This is a genomic window from Sphingobium lactosutens, assembly GCF_013393185.1.
Classification (GTDB): Bacteria; Pseudomonadota; Alphaproteobacteria; order Sphingomonadales; family Sphingomonadaceae; genus Sphingobium; species Sphingobium lactosutens_A.
Genome location: NZ_QJQX01000036.1, coordinates 172215 through 194303, shown reverse-complemented (window position 1 = coordinate 194303; position 22089 = coordinate 172215). Strand labels below are relative to the sequence as shown.

Here is a 22089-nt window from a genome sequence, read left to right as displayed (position 1 = left end):
GGTGGTCAGAAGCGGGACCAGTCGGCCTCGCCGTCGAAGACATGGGTGGCGGGGCCGGTCATGCGGATCGTGCCGCCGGGCGCCCAGTCGATGACGAGGTCGCCGCCCGGCAGGCTGACGGTGACGGGGCCGGTCATCAGCTTGCGACGGATCGCGGCGACGGCGGTGGCGCAGGCCCCGGTGCCGCAGGCCCGCGTCAGGCCCGCGCCGCGTTCCCACACGACGAGGCGGATATGACTATAGCCGACCGGCTGCGCGAAATTGACGTTCACCCGCTTCGGGAAGAGCGGATCATGCTCGATCAGCGGGCCGAGACGGTCGAAGTTCACACCGTTCAGATCATCCACGAAGAAGACGACATGGGGGTTGCCGACATTGACGGCGGCGGGCGCGGGCAGGTCTTCCCAGCTGGCGCCCATGCTGAGCGTGTCCATCGCATAGGCGAGCGGGATCGCGTCCCAGTCGAAGCGGGGCGCGCCCATGTCGACGCTGGCGCCGCCATCTACCGACTTGGCGTCAAGCAGCCCGGCCTTGGTACGGATCAGCACGTCGCGGCCGACGAACAGGGGGACGCAGCGTGTGGCGTTGCCGCAGGCCTCGACCTCGCTGCCGTCGGCGTTGAAGATCTGCATCGACACGTCCGCGTCGTCAGCTTCTCCGATCAGGATCAGCTGGTCGCAGCCGATCCCGGCATGGCGGTCGGCAATAGCGCGGGCGCGCGCCTCCGTCATCTCGATGGCGCTTTCACGCGCGTCGATCACGACGAAGTCGTTGCCCAGGCCATGCATCTTCGAGAAACGTCCCATGGCCGCGCATGTAGTGGGAGTGGGGGGAAAAGGCGAGTCCGCGTGCAATGTAACGTCTTGATTGACGTTTTGCGCGATGTAACCTATGGCGTTACGGATGGATATCGAGAGCATAGCGCATAAGGGGCTGCGCCGCTTTTTCGAGACGGGCAACGCCAAGGGCTTGGTTGGCGATGTGGCAAGGCTGCGCAAGATGCTGGCCTTCATCGATGCGGCAACATCGCTGGAGATACTCTCCCAGCCGCCCAATTACGGGCTGCATCCGCTGACAGGCGATCGTACCGGAACATGGGCGATGACGGTAACGCGCAACTGGCGATTGACCTTTCGGATCGATGAGCAGGGCGCGCTGATCGATATGGATTTGGAGGATTATCATGGCGCTTAAGATGCACGCATCGCTGGCAGTCCATCCCGGCGACTGGTTGAGGACCGAAGTCGTTGAAGCGCATGGCCTGAAGCTGGGTGATCTGGCCGATCATCTGGGGGTTACGCGGCAGACGGTCAGTCGTTTGTTCAATCAGCGGCAGGATTTGACGGCGGAGATGGCAATCCGCTTCGAAAAGCTGTTCGGCATCGATGCCGAAACGCTGATGCGGATGCAGACGCGCCACGATCTGGCCGTGGCGCGCCAACATGCGGACGAACTGGGCGTCAAGCCGCTGGCGGCCTGATCAGGCCAGCCGCAGCCCGCCGCTGCCCGTAGAGAAAATAGACCGCCAACCCAATCGCATTCCAGATCGCGCAGGCGAGGATGGTCTTCATCGGCAGGCTGGCGAACAGATAGGCGCAGCCCGCGACCGCGCCGATGCCCACGAACCAGGCGGCAGGCGTGCGGAAGGGGCGCTTGAGGTCCGGCGCGCGCTTGCGCAGGACGAGGAGGCAGAGACCCACGGCGGTGAAGGCGATCAGCGTGCCGGCATTGGCGAGCGCGGCGATTTCGTCGATCGGCAGGATGCCCGCGATGACTGCGACCAGTATGGCCGTCACCAGCGTGATGCGCGCCGGCGTGCCGCGCTTCGAAATCTTCGCGAGGCTCTGCGGCAGGAAGCCGTCGCGCGCCATCACCAGGAAGATGCGGCTCTGGCCGTAGAGGAAGCCGAGCAGCACGGTCGGCAGCGCGATCACGGCGGCGATGGCGACGATCCGGGCGATGCCGCCTTGGCTCATTTCGCGCAGGATGAGCGCCAGCGGTTCCGGGCTGTCGGCGAAGCGGGCGAAGGGCAGAGCGCCGATCGCGGCGGCGGCGACAAGGACGTAGATCAGCGTGCAGACGATCAGCGAGCCGACGATGCCGATGGCAAGGTCGCGGTCCGGGTTCTTGGCTTCCTCCGCCGCCGTCGAGATGGCGTCGAAGCCGTAGAAGGCGAAGAAGATAATCGCGGCCGCCGCCATCACGCCGCGCTCGACGCCGTCCGGTCCCATATGCTTGGCGAAGCCGAACGGCATGAAGGGTTCGAGATTCTGCGCGTCGAAGGCGGGCAGGGCGACCCAGACGAACAGGCTGAGCGTCGCGATCTTGATAAGGACGAGGATGGTGTTGAGACGCGCGCTTTCCTGCGTGCCGAACATCAGCAGGCCCGCAACGACGGCGATGATGAAGATGGCGGGCAGGTTGATGAGGCCGCCCAGTTCCGGTCCCTGCGTCAGCGCCTCTGGAAAGCCGATGGCCGTCAGCAGCGGCGCGGCATAGCCCGACCAGCCGACCGCCACGGTCGACACGACCAGACTATATTCGAGGATCAGGCTCCACCCGACGATCCAGGCGATGCCTTCGCCGAGCACGACATAGGAATAGCTATAGGCGCTGCCCGCCGCCGGCATCATGGTGGACAGTTCGGCATAAGCGAGCGCGGCGCAGGCGCAGATCGCGCCGGCAATGGCGAAGGAGAGCAGGACGGCGGGGCCAGCGCGGTCCGCGCCGACGCCGATCAGCGTCAATATGCCGGTGCCGACGATCGCGCCGACGCCCAGCGCCAGCAGATGCGGCCAGGACAGGGTGCGCGCCATCTGGTGGTCCGCCTCCCTGGGCATCATCGCCTCCATCGGCTTGCGGCGTGTCCAGCTCATGACGTCTCGGCTCCCCTTTTTCTGCTCTGTCGAGGGCGTGTGCTGACGCAAAGTCGGGGGCTGCGCAAGCGTTGCGCGTCAGCGTGGCGGCTTCTTACAATATCGGGGCCGACGGCTGCGCTATTATTGCCCAAGAGCGGGAGATTGGCGCAATGATGGCGGTGGTCGGAGCGACGGCGATCGGGGCAGTGCAGCGGCAGGCGCGGGAGCGGCGGATATTCACCGGCATGGCGATGCTGATCGCCACGACCGTCATCGGCGGATTCGGCTCCTTCGCGCTGCGCGGCATGGTGGATGTGGCCAAGGTGCCCTGGTGGGTGTATGTCCATGCGCTGTCATTGATCATTTGGACCCTGTTGTTTCTGGCCCAGGCCTTGCTGATCCTGCGCGGGCGAGCCGACGTCCATCGGCAGCTTGGCTGGGTTGCCGGCGCACTGGCCTGTTTCATCGTGCCATGGGGGATCGCAACGTCGATTCTGGCGGTGCAGATGGGACGGGTACCGCCTTTCTTTACGCCGGGCGTCTTCCTGCTGCTCGGGCCGCTCGACATGCTGGCCTTTGCCGGTCTTACCATGGCGGCTGTCCTGCTGCGGAACCGGAGCGATTGGCACAAGCGGCTGATGCTGTGCGGCACCATCGCCATGCTGGAACCGGCCTTCGGACGCATTCTGCCCATGCCGCTGCTGGGAGCATGGGCCGGTGCGAGCGCCACCCTGATGCAGCTTCTCTATGTGGGATTGGCGATGCATGGCGATGTGCGGATGGGGAAAGCAGTGCATCCGGCCTATGTCTGGGGCATGGCCGTCATCGTCGCGCGCTGCGTGCTGGTGGAGGTGCTGGGACATATGCAGGTCGCTGCGTCCACAGCCGCCGCGCTCATGGCGGGATAGCGCGCTTGCGCTTCTGGCGGCTTTGCACTAAAGGCCGAGCCGCATTCAGGGCTTCGTCCCTGGAACCCTGACGACTCCAGGACGCCCAGCATGGGGCATCGGATGGACGCTGGCCGGCGAGGTTTCGCCCGCCGGCGATTTTGTCGTTTGATGGGTAAGCGCAGTTTTCCGGGCCTTTCGGCCCAAATGAGGTGATGATGTTCGATTCGCTAAGCGATCGTCTCGGTGGGGTATTCGACAAGCTGCGTGGGCGCGGTGCGCTTACGGAGGACGATGTCCGCGCCGCGATGCGCGAGGTGCGAATCGCGCTGCTGGAAGCCGACGTGGCGCTGCCCGTCGTCCGCCAGTTCGTCGATCAGGCCACCGAACGCGCGGTCGGCAGCGATGTGCTGCGATCGATCACGCCGGGACAGATGGTCGTCAAGATCGTCTCCGATACGCTCACAGAAACGCTGGGCGCCGAAACCAGCGACCTGATGATCGACGTGACCCCGCCGGCCGTCATCATGATGGTCGGCCTCCAGGGTTCGGGCAAGACGACCTCCACCGCGAAGATCGCCAAGCGGCTGAAGGAAAAGGAGCGCAAGAAGGTGCTGATGGCGTCGCTCGACGTCCAGCGCCCGGCCGCGCAGGAGCAGCTGGCGGTGCTCGGCACGCAGACCGATGTCGCGACCCTGCCGATCATCGCGGGTCAACAGCCGGTCGATATCGCCAAGCGCGCGCTTCAGGCGGCGAAGCTTCAGGGCTTCGACGTGGTTATGCTCGACACCGCTGGCCGTCTGCACGTCGATCAAGCGCTGATGGACGAGATGAAGGCGGTCGCGGACGTCGCGAACCCGGCTGAAATCCTGCTCGTCGTCGACTCGCTCACGGGTCAGGACGCCGTGAACGTGGCGACCAGCTTCTCCGCACAGGTGCCGCTGACCGGCGTGGTGCTGACCCGCATGGACGGCGATGCCCGCGGCGGTGCGGCGCTGTCGATGCGCGCCGTTACCGGCCGTCCGATCAAATTTGCAGGCACCGGCGAAAAGCTGGATGCGATCGAGCCGTTCCACCCCGCGCGCGTCGCGCAGCGCATCCTTGGTATGGGCGATGTCGTCTCGCTGGTCGAGAAGGCGGCCGAGACGATCGACGCCGAGGAAGCGGACAAGCTGGCCAAGAAGATGGCCAAGGGTCAGTTCGACATGAACGACCTGCGCGCGCAGCTGAACCAGATGCGCCGCATGGGCGGCCTTGGCGCGCTGGCGGGCATGCTGCCGGGCCTCAAGAAGGCGCAGGCGGCGATGGCGAACAGCGGCGCCAACGACAAGACGCTCATTCATCTCGACGCGATGATCGGCTCGATGACGCCCAAGGAGCGCGAAAAGCCCGCCCTGATCAACGCCAAGCGCAAGATCCGTATCGCCAAGGGTTCCGGCACCACTGTGCAGGAAGTCAATCGCCTCCTGAAAATGCATCAGGAAATGGAAACGGCGATGAAGAAGATCCGCAAGATGGGCGGCCTCAAGGGGCTGGCCAAGATGTTCACCGGCGGCGGCATGGGCGGAATGCTTGGCGGCGCGGGTGGGCCGGAGGGGGCAGGCGCTCCCGATCTTTCCGGGCTTGGCGGATTGGGTGGTCTGGGTGGCAACATGCCCAAGCTGCCGCCCGGTTTTCAGAATTTCATGAAGAAATAAGCAATTTCAGCAGATCAGATCAGAGTAGAAAGGCAAGTTTAATGGCAACCTCCATCCGTCTGTCGCGCGGCGGCTCCAAGAAGCGTCCCTATTACCGCATCGTCGTGGCCGACAGCCGCGCGCCGCGTGACGGCAAGTTCATCGAGCGTATCGGCAGCTACAACCCCGTCCTGCCCAAGGGCGACGAGAAGCGCGTCGTTCTGGACGTCGAGCGTGCGAAGCACTGGGTTGCCGCTGGTGCGCAGCCGACCGACCGCGTCGCCCGCTTCCTGGACGCCGCCGGCGTGAAGGAACGCGCTGCGCGCAACAACCCGAACAAGGCCGAGCCGGGTCAGAAGGCCAAGGATCGCGCCGAAGATCGCGCCGCCAAGGCTGCGGAAGCCGCTGAAGCTGCCGAAGCCGCCAAGGCTGCCGCCGCTGAAGCCGCTGCTGCGCCGGCCGCCGAAGAAGCCGCTCCCGCAGAAGAAGCGGCCGAGGGCTGATTATCTTGACCGACAAGCCCGTCACTCTAGCCGTCATCATCGGCGCGCATGGCGTGGCGGGCGAAGTCCGTCTGAAGCTCTTTGGCGAAGGGGCGGAAAGCCTCAAAAGCTTCAAGGGCTTCGATGCGGCGGGGCGCATATTGACGTTGAAGTCGGTGCGCCCCGGCCCCAATGGCGCGGTCGCCCGCTTCGCCGAGGTCGGCGACCGAAGCGCGGCCGAGGCGCTGCGCGGCACGGAACTGACCGTGCCCCGTTCCGCCCTGCCCGAACTGGGCGAAGGCGAATATTATCATGCCGATCTGATCGGCCTGCCCTGCACCTCCAGCACCGGCGAAGCGCTGGGCGAGATCGTCGCGGTCGAGAATTTCGGCGCGGGCGATATTATCGAGGTCCAGCGGCCATCCGTCGGCGACAAGCCCGGCAAGCGCTTCATGGCGCCGATGCATGTCGTCACGCTGGGCGACGACGGCGCATTGATTGACGCGGCCTTCGCCGAATAGTATATACACTCCGTATATACGGAGGGAGCCATGGGCGAGGAATATCGGGCCAAGGTCTTCAAGTCGGGCAATAGCCTGGCATTGCGGTTGCCGCGCACATTGGGCCTCTCCGATGGGGAAGAGGTGATGGTCGTCCCGCATGACGATGGCAGTTTCTCCTTCTGGAAGCAGGACCGTTCGCGCGATATACTGATGGGGCTTTATGGCAGCATGTCTGCCGGCTTCATGGGCGAGGGGCGGGGCGACATCAGCCAGGGAGAGCGCGACTGGAGCGACAATGGCGGTGCGACGGAAGCCGCATGACCGCGCCTGCCTATCTGCTCGATACCAATGTCTGCATCGACTTCCTGCTGGGACGCAGCGCGGTTCTGGCCGAACGCATGGCCGGGTCATTCGGCGCGTTGACCGTTTCGGCGATCACTGCCGCCGAATTACGGGTGGGCAACCGCTCGTCGGCCGATCCGGTTGGAGACGGGCGACGGATTGACAGTTTCCTGTCCCTGCTGCGCATCGCGCCTTTCGACGACACGGCTGCGCGCGTCTACGCCGGCGTCATGCGGCAGGCGGGCGTCCGCCGAAACGGCTTCGATCGTCTGATCGGCACCCATGCGCTGGCGCTCGGCATGGTGCTGGTGACGCGCAATCCGAAGGACTTTGGCGATATCCCTGGCCTGAAGGTGGAGGACTGGACCCGGTGACGCGACGCTTCTTCCCCTTGCTGCTGCTTCTGGCCTTCCTCCCCGCGACGGCCAGGGCGGCCGATGAGAAGAAGATCGCTGCCGCCATGCCCGAAATCGACCGTCTGTTCGCCGACTTTCAGGTCGATAGCCATACGCAGGGACTGGTCTATGGCATCGTCGCCAACGGGCGGCTGGTCCATGTGAAGGGGCTGGGCGTGCAGGATCTGGTCCAGAAGCGGCCGGTGACGCCCGACAGCCTGTTCCGCATCGCGTCGATGACCAAGGCTTTCACCGCCCTGTCGATCCTGAAGCTGCGCGAGGATGGCAAGCTGTCGCTCGACGATCTGGCGGAAAAATATGTCCCCGAAATGCGCGGCTGGACCTATCCGACCAAGGACAGTCCGCATATCCGCATTCGCGACCTGCTGACCCACAGCGCGGGTTTCGTCGACGACAATCCCTGGGGCGACCGGCAGACGCCGATGCCGCAGGACGAGTTCAGCAGGATATTGGCGCAGGGCGTGCCGTTCAGCACCGCGCCGGGCAGCCGCTATGAATATAGCAATTTCGGCTATGCGCTGCTGGGGCGGATTATCGCCCATGTGAGCGGCATGTCCTATCGGGCTTATGTCGAAAGGAGCCTGCTGGCGCCGCTCGGCATGACATCGAGCGGCTATGAGGTGAGCGAATGGCCGCTGGAGCGCCGTGCGCTCGGCTATCGCTGGGAGGATGGCCGGTGGAAGAATGAGCCGACCATGGCGGATGGCGCCTTCGGCGCGATGGGCGGGCTGCAGACGAGCGCCGCCGACTACGCGCGTTGGGTCGCCTTCCTGCTGTCGGCCTGGCCGGCGCGCGATGAGGCCGAAACCGGGCCGGTATCGCGATCGGCCGTGCGGATGCTGGCGGAGGGGAGCAATTTCGTCACCATCGCCCAGCGCAATGGGAAGAGCGGGCCGACCGCCTGCCGACAGGCGGCGGCCTATGGTTTTGCCATGCGGATCGCGCAGGATTGCGATCTGGGGCTGACCTTGGCGCATGGCGGCGGCTATCCGGGCTATGGCAGCCATGTGATGCTGATGCCCGATTATGGCGTCGGCATCTTCGTCTTCACCAACCGCACCTATAATGGCGGCGCAGGGCCGGCCTGGGATGCGGCGCTGGCGCTGAAGCAGGCGGGGGCGCTGATCGCGGGCGACGTGCCGGTGTCGGCGCTGCTGGCGGATGGCTATGGGGCGGCAGGGCGAATCTATGCCGCGGGGAGTGTCGGCGTGGCGCAGGACCGGCTGGCGATGAACTTCCTGATGGACAGCGACATGGACAACTGGGCGAAGAAACTCGCCACGCTGAAGCGCGAGGTCGGCGCGTGCAGCACCGATGCGCCCGTCACCGCCACGGGCAACCTGTCGGGCAGCTTCACCTGGCGTTGCGAGCGGGGCAGGGTAGCCGGGACGATCCTGCTGGCGCCGACCGTAACGGCGCAGATTCAGGAGCTGAAGCTGGCGATCAAGCTGCCCTGATCGGCGGGGAACGGGATGCCGGTGCGGGCTTGCTTCGGCGTGCCCCTCTGTTTCCGCGATTTTCCGGCCGTCAGATGTTCCCTCCGACCGGGATTCGCTCTAAGCGGCGGCGATGGCCCAGATCGTCACCGCTATCTATCTGCTGATGATGCTCGTCGCGGGATGGCGACTGTTCGGGATCGGATGGCCGCGCTGGGTGAAGGTCGCGGCCGCCGTCGGCTTGATCTGCCCGCTGCCGATGCTGTTCATCCTGCCATCGCTCCTGCATCCCGAACGGCCCTTTGCCGACCTGCTGCTGAATATCGGCGTCGTCCTCACCATTTGCGGCGCCATCTGCCTGGCGGGCGGCATGTCGGCGGCCTGGATGCGGAAAAGGCGTCGGACATGAGCGACATCGGGCTGGTCTTCATTTCCGGTCTGGCGATCACCGCCCTGTCGGTCCTGTGTTCGCACTGGATCGTCGCCCTGCGGCCGCGCTGGAGCAGCCGGCGCATCGCGCTGCTGTCCGCGCTGCCGCTTCCACTGCTGGCCTGTCTGCTGGCGGCTTTCGTGTTCCTGCGGGCGGCCATGGCGTCGAAGCAGGATTGCGGCGTCGACGCATGCGGCATGGCGATGGCGGGTTCGATGATGCTCGGCCTGACGGCGCTCATCCTCTATCTTGTGGCCTTCGCCATCGTGTATCTGATCGTCCAAGGCTATCGTAAATGAGCTTCACCGCGCAAATCCTGACCCTCTATCCCGAGATGTTTCCTGGGCCGCTGGGCGTGTCGCTCGCGGGCAGGGCGCTGGCCGAGGGTAAATGGGCCTGCCATCCCATCCATATCCGCGATTTCGCCGCCGACCGGCATCGCACCGTGGACGATACGCCGGCAGGCGGTGGGGCGGGCATGGTGCTGCGCGCCGACATCCTGGGCCATGCGGTCGACCATGCGCTGGAAAGGCGATCCGACCTGCCGGTGCTTGCGATGACGCCGCGCGGCAAGCCCATTACGCAGGCGCGCGTGCGCGAACTGGCGGCGGGGCCGGGCGCAACGATCCTGTGCGGCCGGTTCGAGGGGTTTGACGAGCGGATTTTCGACGCCCGCCCGATCGAGCAGGTCAGCATGGGAGACATCATCCTGTCGGGCGGGGAAATGGCGGCTTTGCTGCTGCTCGATGCTTGTGTTCGGCTGCTTCCCGGTGTAATGGGCGCGGCTTCCAGCGGAGTCGAGGAATCCTTTGAAACGGGGTTGCTCGAATATCCGCACTATACCCGCCCGGTGGAATGGGAGGGGCGCGCGATCCCCGAAGTGTTGCGATCGGGGGATCATGCGAAGATCGCCGCCTGGCGGAAACAACAGGCGGAGGTCGATACACGGCTAAGGCGGCCGGACCTTTGGGAACGCCATATCGGCGTTCGGGACCAGTCGCCCTCTGGTGCGCAGCAAAAGACCAAGGACTGACGTTATATGAACATCATCCAGCAGATCGAGGCGGAAAACATTGCCGCCCTCGCCAAGGATATTCCCGACTTCCGCCCCGGCGACACCCTGCGCGTCGGCGTGAAGGTCATCGAAGGCGAGCGCAGCCGCGTTCAGAACTATGAAGGCGTGTGCATCGCCCGTTCGAACAAGGGCATGGGTTCCAACTTCACCGTGCGCAAGATCTCGTTCGGCGAGGGCGTGGAGCGCGTGTTCCCGCTCTATTCGCCCAACATCGATTCGATCACCGTCGTCCGTCGCGGCGTCGTGCGTCGTGCGAAGCTTTACTATCTGCGCGGCCGCACCGGCAAGCGCGCTCGCATCGCCGAGCGCCGCGACGTGCGCAGCGAGGGCTGATAGTCCAAATCGCTTCTTGACAGTTGTAAAAAAGAAACAGGCGGTGCCCCCATGGGGTGCCGCCTTTTTCTATATGTTGCAATGATTTGACAAATTCGGACATACGTCCGACCTTCGCAGGCGCAACAGATTATGCGGCACTGCAAAAAAGGGCCATTTCTCCCTTGGTGGATTTGTGCCAGCCTTCCGTTTCCAGATGTTGCTGAATAGTCCCGCGCCGAAATCCCCGATTTCGGCCACCTATTCATGCGGCCTTGGCAAGTCAGGGTAAACGGGTCGGAAGGGGATGTCGAAAAGGCCTCTGTACAAGACATAATTGGGGGCTTTTTGGATGAAATATGAGGGTCTGATTTCGCGCGGCGCCATTGCCGTCGCGCTCTTCTATTCGATGCCCGCATTGGCGCAGGATGCTGCACCGCAAGAACCGGCGGCGGCATCGGGTCAAACCATCATCGTCACCGGCACCCGTCGCACCGACCGCACGGTTGCGGAATCGCCGACGCCGATCGACGTCTATTCCGGCCAGGAACTGCAGAAGCAGGGCACGGCCGACATGAACCAGGTCATCCAGAATCTCGTCCCCTCCTTCTCGGTCGCGCGCTATGCGATCGGCGACGGTTCCTCCTTCGTCCGTCCCCCCAACCTGCGCGGCCTGGCGCCCGACCAGACGCTGGTGCTGGTGAACGGCAAGCGCATGCACCGCAGCGCGCTGGTGCAGATCGGCGCCAACGCCCAGTCGGCGGGCGCCCATTCCGCCGACCTTGCGCAGATCCCCGCGATCGCGGTGAAGGCGGTCGAAGTGCTGCGCGACGGCGCATCGGCGCAATATGGATCGGATGCGATCGCGGGCGTCATCAACATGACGCTGCGCGACGATGTCGGCTATTCCGGCTATGCCCGCTACGGCCAATATTATCGCGGTGATGGCAAGGATGTTCAGGTGGCGCTGAACGCTGGCTTCAAGCTGGGCGACAGCGGCGTCATCAACATCAGCGGCGAATATGTGAACGCCGGCAAGACCAGCCGTGGCGTCACCCGCGCCGGCGCCCATCTGCTGGCGCAGGAGCAGCCCGACATCGGCGTGCCCGCGCTGGCGCAGCGCTACGGCAATCCGAAGATGGAATCCTACCGCATCTTCGCCAACGGCCATTTCGACCTCAGCGATGACAGCAGCGTCTATTTCTTCGGCAATTATGGCCACAGCTTCCAGGAGGAAAGCTTCAACTATCGCCAATCGGTTGACACCGCCGGTGTCGATATCGAAGGCAACAGCTTCGGCCATAACGGCATCTTCAACGATTATTTCACCGATTTCGACAACACGCTGCCGGGCATTCAGACTGGTGCGGCTGGCGGCAATGTCTATGCGCCAAACGGCTATGATCCGACCACGCGCGATTATACGCAGGTCGCGACCTGCTCCGATCCGCTGGTGCAGAACTGGAGCTGCGTCTATTCGGGCGGCTTCACCCCGATCTTCTTCGGCAAGATCGACGATATTTCGGGCACGGTCGGCTATAAGGGCACGACGGGCTTCGGCCTGAACTACGACCTGTCGGGCAGCTATGGCCAGTCGACGCTGAAATATTCGATGAACGGCACGATGAACCCCTCGCTGGGCATCACGTCGCCGACCGAATTTTATCTGGGCAAGCTGCAACAGCGCGAAACCCTGTTCAACGCGGACTTCAGCTATCCCTGGGAAGTCGGCTTCGCCAGCCCGATCACCATCGCCTTTGGCGGGCAATATTTCCGCGAATCCTATGAGCTGGGCCTGGGCGACGCGGCCTCCTATGCGGTCGGTCCCTATACCGGCAACCTCGTCTTCCATCAGGACGGAACGCCGGTGCTGAATGCCGACGGCACGCAATTGTCCGTGACCCTGCCGGTCGGCGCCAACGGCTTTCCCGGCTATGGCCCGGCGATCGCGGGTGAGAGCAGCCGCAATTCCAAGGGCCTCTATATCGACATCGAAGGCGACGTGACCGACCAATTGTCCTTCGGCATCGCCGGCCGCTACGAACATCTGTCCGACTTCGGCAACTCGACCACGGGCAAATTCTCCGCCCGCTATGCCGTCGTGCCCGACATCCTAGCCCTGCGCGGCACGGTGGCGACCGGTTTCCGCGCGCCGACGCCGGGACAGGTCAATTCGAGCAGCATCGCCACGACCTTCAACCCCGGCAACCCGAACGCGATCGAATCGATGACCCTGCCGGTCACGAGTCCGGTCGCCGCCTATCTGGGCGCCAAGTCGCTGACGCCCGAGGAATCCGTCAGCTTCTCGGTCGGCACGGTCTTCACGCCTGCGCCGGGCGCGACGCTGACGATCGACTATTATAATATCAAGGTGAAGGACCGCATCGGTACGTCTGGCACCTTCGTGATCGCGGATGCGGACCGGCCGACGCTCCAGTCGCTCGGCCTGGCCAACTATGCCACGGTCAACGAGGTGCAGTTCCTGACCAACGCGTTCGACACGCGGACGCAGGGCATCGACGTGGTCGGCAGCTATCGCTTCATGGTGGGCGACCTCGGCTCGCTCAATTCGACCCTGGCCTTCAACTGGAACAAGACCAAGGTCACGGATCGCGATCCCACGGTGGTATCGGATGTGCGCGTCGCCCAGCTGGAAAAGACGCTGCCCAAGACCCGCGTCATCCTGACCGAAAACTGGACCGCAGGGCCGCTGTCCATTTTGGGACGCATGAACTGGTACGGCAAATATACCGTGACGGATGACGGCCCGGTGTCGCAGACCTTCGGCAGCGAGTTCGTGTTCGACCTGGAGGTCAGCTACGAGATCAACGAGAATTTCACGTTGAGCGCGGGCGCCCAGAATATCTTCAGCAACTATCCTGACAAATTCTCCAATACGAAGGGGACGCTGGGTCCGGTCTATGCCTCGACCGGTGGCCGCTTCACCGGCGATATCTATCCCGACGTGTCGCCCTTCGGCTTCAACGGCGGTTTCTGGTATGGGAAGGTCGGCTTCAAATTCTGATCCCTCCCCCTCCCATCTTCGCGCAGCCGGTCCCTTGCGGGGCCGGCTGCTTCCATTCATGAGCGGGCCATGCTGACCCACCGCCTTGCCACGCCCGCCGATGAAGCGGCGCTGTCCGCTGTCATGACTCTGGCCATCGACCGGCTGCAATCCACTTTCCTGACGCCCGAGCAGGTGCAGACCAGCCATGCCTTCATGGGGCTGGACAGCCGGCTGATCGCGGACGGCACCTATTTCGTGATCGAGGATGGCGGCGACATTGCGGGGTGCGGCGGCTGGAGCCGGCGCGCGACCGCCTATGGCGGCAATCACAGCGCCGGGCGCAACGACCGGCTGCTCGACCCGGCGAGCGAGCCGGCGCGGGTGCGGGCGATGTATACCCATCCCGACCATGTGCGGAAGGGCGTGGGGACGATGATCCTGTCGCTATGTGAGGCGGCGGCGAAGGCGGAGGGCTTCGCCGCGCTCGAACTGTCGGGCACGATGGCGGGGGTGCCGCTCTACCACAGCTTCGGGTTCGAGGGCGTGCGCCCGTTCGAGGATAGCGGCGTGCCGATGCTGCTGATGCGCAAGGCGATCTGAAGCGCTCTTGTTGTCGGCATTCTGCGAGCCACCGGCTCTTTCAGCCGGCTTCAGAATGCCTTAGGGGTTGCGGCTGGTGAACCAGAGGCCGCCAAGGCTGATGAGCGCGGCAGCCGACATGTAGAGGCCGACCAGACCGACGCCCTGCGCGCCGATCAGCCAGGTGGCGACGATCGGGGCCAGCGCGCCGCCCACTATGCCGCCCAGGTTGAAGGCGAAGGACGCGCCGGTGTAGCGCAGCTGGATCGGGAAGAGGGCCGGCAGATAGGCGCCCAATGGCCCGTAGATGAAGCCCATGACGAACAGCGCGAGGCTGAGCGCGATGAAGATCGGCAGCAGCGCGCCGGTACCGATCAGCGGGCCGAAGACGATGCCCATCGCCACGGTGCCGACGCAGCCCCAGGCGAGCGCCGTGGTGGGGCTGGTGCGATCCGACCACCAGCCGGCCAGTATGATGCTGAGCGCCATGAACAGGATCGCGCCGAGCTGGATCGCGAGGAAGATTTCGCGGTCGATCCTGAGCGCGGTGGTGCCATAGCCGAGCGCAAAGGCGGTCGCGATATAATAGACGGCGAAACAGGCGGCGCAGGCGAAGGTGCCCGCGATCGCCGCGCCGAGGTGCGAAGACAGCAAAGTCGCCAGCGGCACGGCGGGCGGCGGGGTTTCCTTTTGCGCGGCGGCGAACTCCGGCGTTTCGGTGAGCTTGAGGCGGACCCAGAGGCCGAGGATCACAAGGACCGCACTGCCGAGGAAGGGCAGGCGCCAGCCCCAGGCGAAGAAATCCGCGTCGGTCAGGAAAGCGCCGAGGATCAGGAACAGGCCGTTGGCGGCGATGAAGCCGACCGGCGCGCCAAGCTGCGGGAACATGCCGAAGCGCGCGCGCCATCCGGGTGGAGCGTTTTCCACCGCCAGCAGCGCCGCGCCGCCCCATTCGCCGCCGAGGCCAAAGCCCTGGCCGAAGCGCAGCAGGCACAGCATCAGCGGCGCCCAATAGCCGATCATCGCATAAGTCGGCAGGAAGCCGATCAGCAACGTGCAGCCGCCCATCAGCATCAGCGAGGCGACCAGCGTCGCCTTGCGCCCGATGCGGTCGCCATAATGGCCGAACACGGCAGCGCCGACGGGCCGGGCGAAGAAGGCGAGGGCGAGGCTGCCATAGGAGGCCATCAGCTGCGCCGTGGGCGAGGAAGCGGGGAAGAAGAGCGAAGGGAAGATCAGGCTCGCGGCGGTGGCGTAGATGTAGAAGTCGTAAAACTCCACCGCCGTGCCAATGAGGCTGGCCGCAAGCACGCGCTTGTGCCGCCACATTTCGCCCATGCCGTTTGCTGCTGTCATCTCGTTTTTGCCCCCGTTCGTCATGCCAGCGAAAGCTGGCGTTTCCTTTCTTCTGTTCGCCTCAAAAGAAAAGAGAGATCCCAGCTTTTGTTGGGATGACGGTCATTGTTGTTTCCGTTTCTGGTTCAGCAGTTCATAGGCCATGACGGCCGTCGCCACCGCCGCGTTCAGGCTGTCGGCCTTGCCCAGCATCGGCATCTTCACCAGCTGGTCGCATTCGGCCTCATAGGATTCGGGCAGGCCCTGCGCCTCATTGCCGACCAGCAGGAAGCTGGGGCTTTGGTAGCGCGGTTCCTGATAATCCTGCGTGGCTTTCAGGCTGGTGCCGATCAGTTCGCCCGGTCCCTGCCGCAGCCAGTGCATGAACTCGCCCCAGCGCGCCTGGGTGATGGATTGGGTGAAGAGCGCGCCCATGCTGGCGCGCACCGATTCGACCGAGAAGGGATCGACGCAATCGTCGATCAGGATGAGGCCGCCCGCGCCGACCGCGTCGCCGGTGCGCAATATGGTGCCGAGATTGCCGGGATCGCGCAGCGACTGGGCGACGATCCAGATGTCGGCCTTGCTCCGGTCCAGCTTCTCCAGCGGGGTGAGGCGGTCGCGATAGACGCCGACCACGGCCTGGGCATTATCCTTGCCGCTGATCTTGGACAGGATATCGGGCGTGGTTTCGATCACGTCGCCGCCATTCGCCTCGATCGCATCGATCAGCCCCAGCGCCAGCGGGTGCGTCGATCCGGCGTGGAACAGCATTTCGGGCAGCACGCCTTCCTCGCGCGCTTCGGTCAGGATGCGCAGCCCTTCGGCCAGGAAAAGACCTTCGGCCTTGCGATATTTCTTTTCGCGCAAGGATCGGACGCGCTTCACCAGCGGGTTGGAAAATCCGGTGATTTCGCGTGCCACGGTCGATGCTGGTCCCAAAAGAGCGAAGGAAGCGGCCTCTCTACCGATGGAACGGCGAAAAGGACAGGGGGCAGGTTATGATGATCGTTGCGCGATGGATTTGGGGCGCAAATTTTGCAAAGACACGGCCATGACCGTAGAACCCACCCCGCCGCCGCTGAACGTCACGCCGAAAATCGAGGACGGCTTCTTCCTTGGTTTCGTGCTGCTGGTGTCGATCGCCTTTGCCCTGGTGGTCGAACCCTTCTTCGCCGCGATCCTGTGGGGCGTGATCGCCGCCATCGTCTTCGCGCCGATCAACCGGCAGATATTGGCGGCCATGCCGAAACATCGGAACGGCGCGGCGCTCGTCACCCTGTTCCTGATCCTGGCGATCGTGATCGTTCCGGCTTTCGTGCTGGGGGCCGCGCTGTTGCAGGAAGCGGCCTATTTCTACGGCAAGATCCAGACGGGCGAGATCAATTTCGCGCGGCTTTTCGCGCAGGTGGTGGACAGCCTGCCGGACTGGGCCACGCCCTATCTGCGGCGGCTGGGCCTCACCAATTTCTACGCCGCGCAGGACATGGTGACGAAGGGCATCACCAGCAGTTTCCGCACGCTGGCGACGCAGGCCTTCCAGATCGGGCAGAGCGCCTTCAGCTTCCTGGTGGCGCTGGGCGTGATGCTCTACCTCACCTATTTCCTGCTGCGCGACGGGGAAGCGCTGTCGGAACGGATCGCCACGGCCGCGCCGCTGCGGGCGGGCCAGCGCACGGCCTTGTTCGAGCAGTTCGTTATCGTCATCCGCGCCACGATCAAGGGCAGCATCGTCGTGGCGATCGTACAGGGTCTGATCGGCGGCATCGTCTTCTGGGCGCTGGGGATTCAGGGCGCGTTGCTGTGGGGCGTGCTGATGGGCGCTTTCTCGCTGTTGCCCGCTGTGGGAACTGCGATCGTCTGGGTGCCGGTCGCCATCTATCTGTTCGCGACCGGCGCGATCTGGCAGGGCGTGGTGTTGGTGGTGTGCGGGGCGCTGGTGATCGGGTCGGTCGACAATGTGCTGCGCCCGATCCTGGTCGGCCGCGACACGCGCATTCCCGACTATGTGGTGCTGATCTCCACGCTGGGTGGGATCGAGCTATTCGGTTTCAGCGGCATCATTATCGGCCCGGTGATCGCGGCCCTGTTCATCGCGACCTGGAACATCTTCACCCGGATGCGGGGGCCAGGCGGCGTGGCGGACGTCTGACAGGCCCGCCCCGCGCGCAACGCCGATGTCTCCAGCCTTATTTGCCAGCCTTATTTGAACGCGGCGAGGCATTCCACTTCCAGCGGCGCGCCGAGTGCCAGCCCGTCCGTGCCGAAGGCGCTGCGGGCGGGGAGGCGCTTGCCGTCGAAATAGGGAAGATAGGCGGCGTTGAATCGGGGCCAGTCGGCCATGTCGTCCAGCATCACCGTGCATTTGACGATATGGCCGAAGTCGAGGCCGTTATCCGTCAAGATCCTGCCGATCGAGTCCATCGCGCCCTTCACCGCCGCGTCGAACCCCTCCTTGTGCCTGTCCATGCCCGCGGGCACCTGGCCGATCTGGCCGGACAGGAAGAGGATGTCGCCCACGCGCACGGCGGGAGAGAAGGGCAGCTTGGCGGGCAGCGGCTGCGGCGCGGGCGCGGGTTGCGCGGAGGCGGGCGTGGCTGCAAGCAAAAGGGCGGCGGCAAGAAGGCGCTTCATATGACTCTCCCTCGGAATCAGGCGGGTGGCAGCGCGCCGAGCAGGCGATCAACATCTTTCATATCGTTGAAGACCGAAGGCGCGATGCGGAAATGATGATCGTGCAGCGAGATACGCACCTGCGCCCTCGCCAGCGGTTCGGCGAGCCGGGCCTTCGCGTCAGGCAGCAGGGCGGTCAACAGCGGCGTCGTGGTGCCGGGTGGCGTGATGACCCTGTAACCCTTGGTTGTCAGGCCTTCGCGCAGAGCGCCGATCAATGCCTGGGCATGGCTCTGGATCGCGGGCACGCCGAGCGTGCCGATATAGTCGAGGCTATGGTCGGTCGCGGCGATAACCGATTGGGCATAGGTGCCCGTTCCGAAGTGACCAAGCGTGCCAGGACGCATCGTATAGCTGACCGGCGTGTCGCCGGGCGGGTCCATCGGATAGACATGGGTCTGTGGCGGCGACAGGGCGATGCCGGGTGGTGCGCCGGGAGCGGCAAAGCCATAATAGCCGAAGTCTGCGAGCGGCAGCGCGTCCAGCACGCCGCGCCGGGCGTAGAGGAAGCCGAGCCCGAAATCGCCCATCAGCCATTTATAGGTGGCGCAGGCGGCGAAATCGACGCCGCTGCCGTGGAGATCGACGGGGATCGCGCCGGCGGCATGGATGATGTCGGCATAGACCAGCGCCCCGGCCGCATGGGCGAGGTCGCACACGGACTTCAGATCGTGCTGGAAGCCATTATAGGTGGAAACGAGCGAGAGGCTGACCAGCCGCGTGCCGGGCGTGATCGCCCTGGCCATGTCCTCCGGCAGGATGCGGCCGTCCCGCGCCTGCACCCAGGCGACGTCGAGGCCCCGCTTCGCCAGTTCCTGATACATGGGGAAGCCGGCATGGAAATGGAGCATGTCGGTGACGATGCGACCGCCCTTATGGGGAAAGCCCAGCGCCCGCAGCACCGCCTGTTCGCCCATGGTGGTGGACTGGACCCAGGTGATTTCGTCGGGATCGGCATTCACCAACTGCGCGAACTTGCCGATCGTGGCGGCGCGGTCGACCGGCTTGCGGGTGAGGGCGGCGGGATCGAGCGTGCGGCCCGCGACATAGGCGTCCATCGCCGCGCGGGCGCCAAGGCTGATCGGATGGGTCGATGCGCTGTCGAGATAGGCGATCGGCGTGGCGGCGAAGCTGCCCCTGTCCGGTAACAGGGGCGTGGCCGCGCGGGCGGCCTTCGCGGCGACCGGCATCGCCAATGCAGCGCCCAGTGCCTGACGGCGGGACAGGCTCATGAATTCCCCCAATGAAAAGGGCCGACCCGTTTCCGGACCGGCCCTCCCTTCGTGACCTCGGTTAGAATTTGAAGTCGATGCGAGCGTAATAATAGCCGCCCGAGCTGCCATAGGCGCCATGGCCATAGGGCGAATTATAGGTCGTGCTGCCATTCACATAGGGCGAGACGCCCGGTGCGATGGTGTAGCCGGTCAACAGCTTGGGCACTTCCGGGCGCTTGTTGAACAGGTTGTTCGCACCGACCGAGATGGTGACGGAGTCGGTGAAGTCATAGCCGGCTTCCAGGTCGGTGATGGCCGCAGCCTTCACGACGCCGGTAAAGGATGGTGCGCCACTGATCGCCGGGAATACCAGCACGCTGGAACTGCCGTAGAAGGTTTCACGCACGTTCAGGCTGAACTTGCCGCTGGTGAACAGGCCGCCCCAGCCGATCTTGTAGTCGGGCGACGCGTCTTCCAGATAGCTGACCGACTGGGCGCTGAAGAGGCCGGGGATGCGGTTCTTCGTGACCTTCGTCTTGGTGTAGTTGGCCGACAGCGACAGGTCGAGCCGACCGAAGTCGAGCATGACAGGATAGCTCGCCGCGAAGTCGAGACCCATGGTGCGGGTATCGACGCCGTTGGTGAAGGTCGCCACACCCAGGTTCGGCACATTGTCGATGGCCACGCCGCGGGCAGCGATGGCGTCGAGAACCTGCTGACCGGTCGGAACGCCGGTAGCTGCGTTGCCCGGCTGGATCACGCCATTGACCGTGCCGCGGATCTGCGCGGTGCCGGCGATGCGGTCCTTGATCTTGATGTAATAACCATCAAGCGTGACGGCCAGCTTCGGGATCGGGCGCAGAACGATGCCCGCCGAGAAGTTGGTCGACTTTTCGGGCTTCAATGCGCTGAAGCCTAGCAGCTGCGCGGCGGTCGAGGATGGCGGCAGCTGAAGCACGGCGCCGGTCGGGCTGACGTTGGTCGCCGAATAATTGCCTTCCTGAAGCGTCGGCGCGCGGAAACCCGTGCTGGCCGTGCCGCGGATGGCGATGGCATCGTTGAAGTCGTAACGGGTCGTGATCTTGCCGATCTTAGTGTCGCCGAAGTCGCTATAATCTTCGTAACGGCCCGCAAGGTCGACGGTCCAGCGGTCCACCGGCTCCAGGATGACGTTGGCATAGACCGCCTTCACATGGCGGCCGAAGGTGCCGGCGTCGCTCGCCTGATAGCCGGGGAAGGACTGGCCGCCCTCCAGATAGGTCGAACCTTCGTCACCTGCGCCGATCGTGTATTTTTCGCGACGATATTCACCACCGAAGGCGAAGGTCAGCGGGCCAGCCAGGCCGGCGTCGAATTCCTTGCGGATGTCGAGCGTGGTGGTCAGCTGGGTCAGCTTGAACATGCCGTCATAGAAATCAGTCGGGGTGAAGCCGGTATTCTGGTAGAGTGAGCGGTTGGCGGAATCGATCGTGTAGATCTGGTTCTTGTCCGAACCGTAGGTCACGCCGAAGTCGTAGTTCCAGTCCGCAACATCGCCGCGAACGCCGCCGGTGATGCTATATTCGTCCTGCTCGACCTTCTGCTGCGGCACCATGCCGACGACGCCGGTATTGCCCAGGCAGAGCGAGGGGTCATAAGCCGCGGTGGTGATGCTGCCGCCCCTGTTGCCGGGCACATTGCAGATGCGCGACGGGTGGCGATAGCCCTGCTTGGCATAGCCGATACGACGGGAAATATCGCCGAAGCTGTAGAATTCGATGCCGCCGAAATCATAGCCCATATTGTAGAAGAGCAGGCTGAGTTCGGACTTGGCCTGACCGCCGTTGATGCCCGACAGGGCGTCGCCGGTGAGGTTCGACCATTGCGCCGGGGTATTGGGTTGCAACGTGCCGTCGGGCTTGGTGATCTGGACCTGCCCTGTGCCGGTGGTGGTATAATCCTGACGCCGGTGGAAGGCGGTGACGTTGAAGAAGCCGTCCTCGCCCAGCTTGAAGCCGGCATTGCCGCTGACGCTCCACAGCTCGCCTTCGCTGTCATAATATTGGCCGCCAGTGACCTTGAAGCTGCCGCCCTCATTCTCATCCTTGAGGATCAGGTTGATGACGCCCGCGATCGCGTCGGTACCATATTGGGCGGCGGCGCCATCCTGCAGGATTTCAATATGGTCGACGGCGTCCGGCGGAATGAGGTCGATGCTGGGCGCGGCGGAACCCTGGAACGGGCCGGCGATGACCTGAAGGATCGACGATCCATGGCGGCGCTTGCCGTTGACCATGACCAGCGTGTGGTTCGGCGACAGGCCGCGCAGACGGGCCGACAGCGCGAAGTTCGACATGTCGGTGCCCTGGGTCTGGGCGGTGAAGCTCGGCACGATCTGGGTCAGCGCCTGGTTGAGGTTGGGCTGGCCGACCTTGGCGAGGGCGGCTTCGCCCAGCACCTGGACCGGCGCGGCGCTGTCGGCGGCCGACATGCCGACGGCGCGGGTGCCGGTCACGATGATGGCCGCGCCGTCATCGGCCTGCGGCTCCTGCGGTGCGTCCTGCGCCATCGCGCAGGCTGACCAGGACGATGCCATGATCAAGGAAAGTTTCAGTGCAGATAGTCTCGTCATTCATGCCCCCTGGTTTTTCATTATGGATGACAAGGGGGACGACGGTCGGCTCTCTGAAACCCTCTATTGCAGTGCAAAAAAATGCAGGAAAATCGTAATATTTCTTGAGATGTTATCGCTAAAAGCCGATCATCCTATTAACCGAATAGCTCATATGGCAAGCAGAGTCTTTGCATTCGTCGAATATCATTTTGCAATCAACTGGCATGGAGGATTTCTCATCCTCGTTCGTCTTTGCGTATTCCGGTTTGAG

Annotated in this window: 23 protein-coding genes; 16 read left to right on the top strand and 7 right to left on the bottom strand. The window is 64.3% G+C overall.

Annotation, left to right across the window (positions count from 1 at the left end; genetic code table 11):
• Positions 1 to 5: 5 nt before the first annotated feature.
• A complete protein-coding gene (gene dapF, locus DM806_RS07365) occupies positions 6 to 806 on the bottom strand; it encodes a diaminopimelate epimerase (protein ID WP_179042570.1) in 801 nt (266 codons plus the stop codon).
• A gap of 97 nt (positions 807 to 903) precedes the next feature.
• Here dapF and DM806_RS07360 point away from each other — a divergent pair, with 97 nt between their 5' ends.
• Both DM806_RS07360 and DM806_RS07355 read left to right on the top strand, forming a co-directional pair.
• A complete protein-coding gene (locus DM806_RS07360) occupies positions 904 to 1194 on the top strand; it encodes a type II toxin-antitoxin system RelE/ParE family toxin (protein WP_179042569.1) in 291 nt (96 codons plus the stop codon).
• On the top strand, positions 1184 to 1480 hold the full coding sequence (locus DM806_RS07355; protein ID WP_179042568.1) for a HigA family addiction module antitoxin: 297 nt from the start codon (positions 1184 to 1186) through the stop codon (positions 1478 to 1480). Before DM806_RS07360 ends, DM806_RS07355 begins: the two co-directional genes overlap by 11 nt.
• Here the strand turns inward: DM806_RS07355 and DM806_RS07350 are convergent.
• Positions 1461 to 2876, bottom strand: coding sequence for an amino acid permease (locus DM806_RS07350; RefSeq protein ID WP_179042567.1), 1416 nt, complete (start codon positions 2874 to 2876; stop codon positions 1461 to 1463). The two genes, DM806_RS07355 and DM806_RS07350, sit on opposite strands and share 20 nt — an antisense overlap.
• Before the next feature lie 152 nt (positions 2877 to 3028).
• Between DM806_RS07350 and DM806_RS07345 the strand changes: the two genes are divergently transcribed.
• The 13 genes from DM806_RS07345 (at position 3029) to DM806_RS07285 (ending at position 14024) form a co-directional block, all read left to right on the top strand.
• Positions 3029 to 3766 carry a hypothetical protein gene (locus tag DM806_RS07345; RefSeq protein WP_256869153.1) on the top strand — a complete coding sequence of 246 codons (738 nt, stop codon included), beginning with the start codon at positions 3029 to 3031 and terminating at the stop codon, positions 3764 to 3766.
• Between the two features lie 194 nt (positions 3767 to 3960).
• Positions 3961 to 5442, top strand: coding sequence for a signal recognition particle protein (gene ffh / locus DM806_RS07340; RefSeq protein WP_179042566.1), 1482 nt, complete (start codon positions 3961 to 3963; stop codon positions 5440 to 5442).
• A 41-nt stretch (positions 5443 to 5483) separates the two neighbouring features.
• Positions 5484 to 5924, top strand: a complete 441-nt coding sequence (rpsP, locus tag DM806_RS07335; RefSeq protein ID WP_179042565.1) for a 30S ribosomal protein S16 — start codon at positions 5484 to 5486, stop codon at positions 5922 to 5924.
• A gap of 5 nt (positions 5925 to 5929) precedes the next feature.
• Positions 5930 to 6424, top strand: coding sequence for a ribosome maturation factor RimM (gene rimM, locus DM806_RS07330; protein WP_179042564.1), 495 nt, complete (start codon positions 5930 to 5932; stop codon positions 6422 to 6424).
• Between the two features lie 30 nt (positions 6425 to 6454).
• Complete coding sequence (locus DM806_RS07325) at positions 6455 to 6727, top strand: AbrB/MazE/SpoVT family DNA-binding domain-containing protein (protein ID WP_179042563.1); 273 nt, start codon at positions 6455 to 6457, stop codon at positions 6725 to 6727.
• Complete coding sequence (locus tag DM806_RS07320; protein ID WP_179042562.1) at positions 6724 to 7122, top strand: type II toxin-antitoxin system VapC family toxin; 399 nt, start codon at positions 6724 to 6726, stop codon at positions 7120 to 7122. The genes DM806_RS07325 and DM806_RS07320 overlap by 4 nt, the downstream gene beginning before the upstream one ends.
• A complete protein-coding gene (locus DM806_RS07315; RefSeq protein ID WP_372859349.1) occupies positions 7119 to 8621 on the top strand; it encodes a serine hydrolase domain-containing protein in 1503 nt (500 codons plus the stop codon). Before DM806_RS07320 ends, DM806_RS07315 begins: the two co-directional genes overlap by 4 nt.
• A gap of 112 nt (positions 8622 to 8733) precedes the next feature.
• Positions 8734 to 9009 carry a hypothetical protein gene (locus DM806_RS07310; RefSeq protein ID WP_179042561.1) on the top strand — a complete coding sequence of 92 codons (276 nt, stop codon included), beginning with the start codon at positions 8734 to 8736 and terminating at the stop codon, positions 9007 to 9009.
• Complete coding sequence (locus DM806_RS07305; RefSeq protein ID WP_179042560.1) at positions 9006 to 9329, top strand: hypothetical protein; 324 nt, start codon at positions 9006 to 9008, stop codon at positions 9327 to 9329. Before DM806_RS07310 ends, DM806_RS07305 begins: the two co-directional genes overlap by 4 nt.
• Entirely contained in the window at positions 9326 to 10063 is a 738-nt protein-coding gene (trmD, locus tag DM806_RS07300) for a tRNA (guanosine(37)-N1)-methyltransferase TrmD (RefSeq protein ID WP_179042559.1), read from the top strand. Before DM806_RS07305 ends, trmD begins: the two co-directional genes overlap by 4 nt.
• A 6-nt stretch (positions 10064 to 10069) precedes the next feature.
• The gene (rplS, locus tag DM806_RS07295) at positions 10070 to 10438 is read left to right on the top strand and encodes a 50S ribosomal protein L19 (RefSeq protein ID WP_179042558.1); all 369 of its coding nucleotides are present in this window, start codon (positions 10070 to 10072) and stop codon (positions 10436 to 10438) included.
• Positions 10439 to 10769: 331 nt separating this feature from the next.
• Positions 10770 to 13442 (top strand): TonB-dependent receptor plug domain-containing protein, encoded by a 2673-nt coding sequence (locus DM806_RS07290; RefSeq protein WP_179042557.1) that lies wholly within the window; start codon positions 10770 to 10772, stop codon positions 13440 to 13442.
• A 69-nt stretch (positions 13443 to 13511) separates the two neighbouring features.
• Positions 13512 to 14024, top strand: a complete 513-nt coding sequence (locus DM806_RS07285) for a GNAT family N-acetyltransferase (protein ID WP_179042556.1) — start codon at positions 13512 to 13514, stop codon at positions 14022 to 14024.
• A 60-nt stretch (positions 14025 to 14084) separates the two neighbouring features.
• Here DM806_RS07285 and DM806_RS07280 read toward each other — a convergent pair whose 3' ends face one another.
• A complete protein-coding gene (locus DM806_RS07280; RefSeq protein ID WP_179042555.1) occupies positions 14085 to 15359 on the bottom strand; it encodes an MFS transporter in 1275 nt (424 codons plus the stop codon).
• Between the two features lie 102 nt (positions 15360 to 15461).
• Complete coding sequence (locus DM806_RS07275) at positions 15462 to 16262, bottom strand: TrmH family RNA methyltransferase (RefSeq protein WP_179042554.1); 801 nt, start codon at positions 16260 to 16262, stop codon at positions 15462 to 15464.
• A gap of 130 nt (positions 16263 to 16392) precedes the next feature.
• Here DM806_RS07275 and DM806_RS07270 point away from each other — a divergent pair, with 130 nt between their 5' ends.
• Positions 16393 to 17490 (top strand): AI-2E family transporter, encoded by a 1098-nt coding sequence (locus DM806_RS07270; RefSeq protein WP_179042553.1) that lies wholly within the window; start codon positions 16393 to 16395, stop codon positions 17488 to 17490.
• Between the two features lie 50 nt (positions 17491 to 17540).
• Here DM806_RS07270 and DM806_RS07265 read toward each other — a convergent pair whose 3' ends face one another.
• From DM806_RS07265 to DM806_RS07255, 3 genes are all read right to left on the bottom strand, one after another.
• Positions 17541 to 17972: a RidA family protein gene (locus DM806_RS07265; RefSeq protein WP_179042552.1), complete on the bottom strand. Its 432-nt coding sequence runs from the start codon at positions 17970 to 17972 to the stop codon at positions 17541 to 17543.
• Between the two features lie 17 nt (positions 17973 to 17989).
• A complete protein-coding gene (locus tag DM806_RS07260) occupies positions 17990 to 19243 on the bottom strand; it encodes an aminotransferase class V-fold PLP-dependent enzyme (protein ID WP_179042551.1) in 1254 nt (417 codons plus the stop codon).
• 61 nt (positions 19244 to 19304) lie between these two features.
• Positions 19305 to 21836, bottom strand: coding sequence for a TonB-dependent receptor plug domain-containing protein (locus DM806_RS07255; RefSeq protein WP_179042550.1), 2532 nt, complete (start codon positions 21834 to 21836; stop codon positions 19305 to 19307).
• Positions 21837 to 22089: the final 253 nt, after the last annotated feature.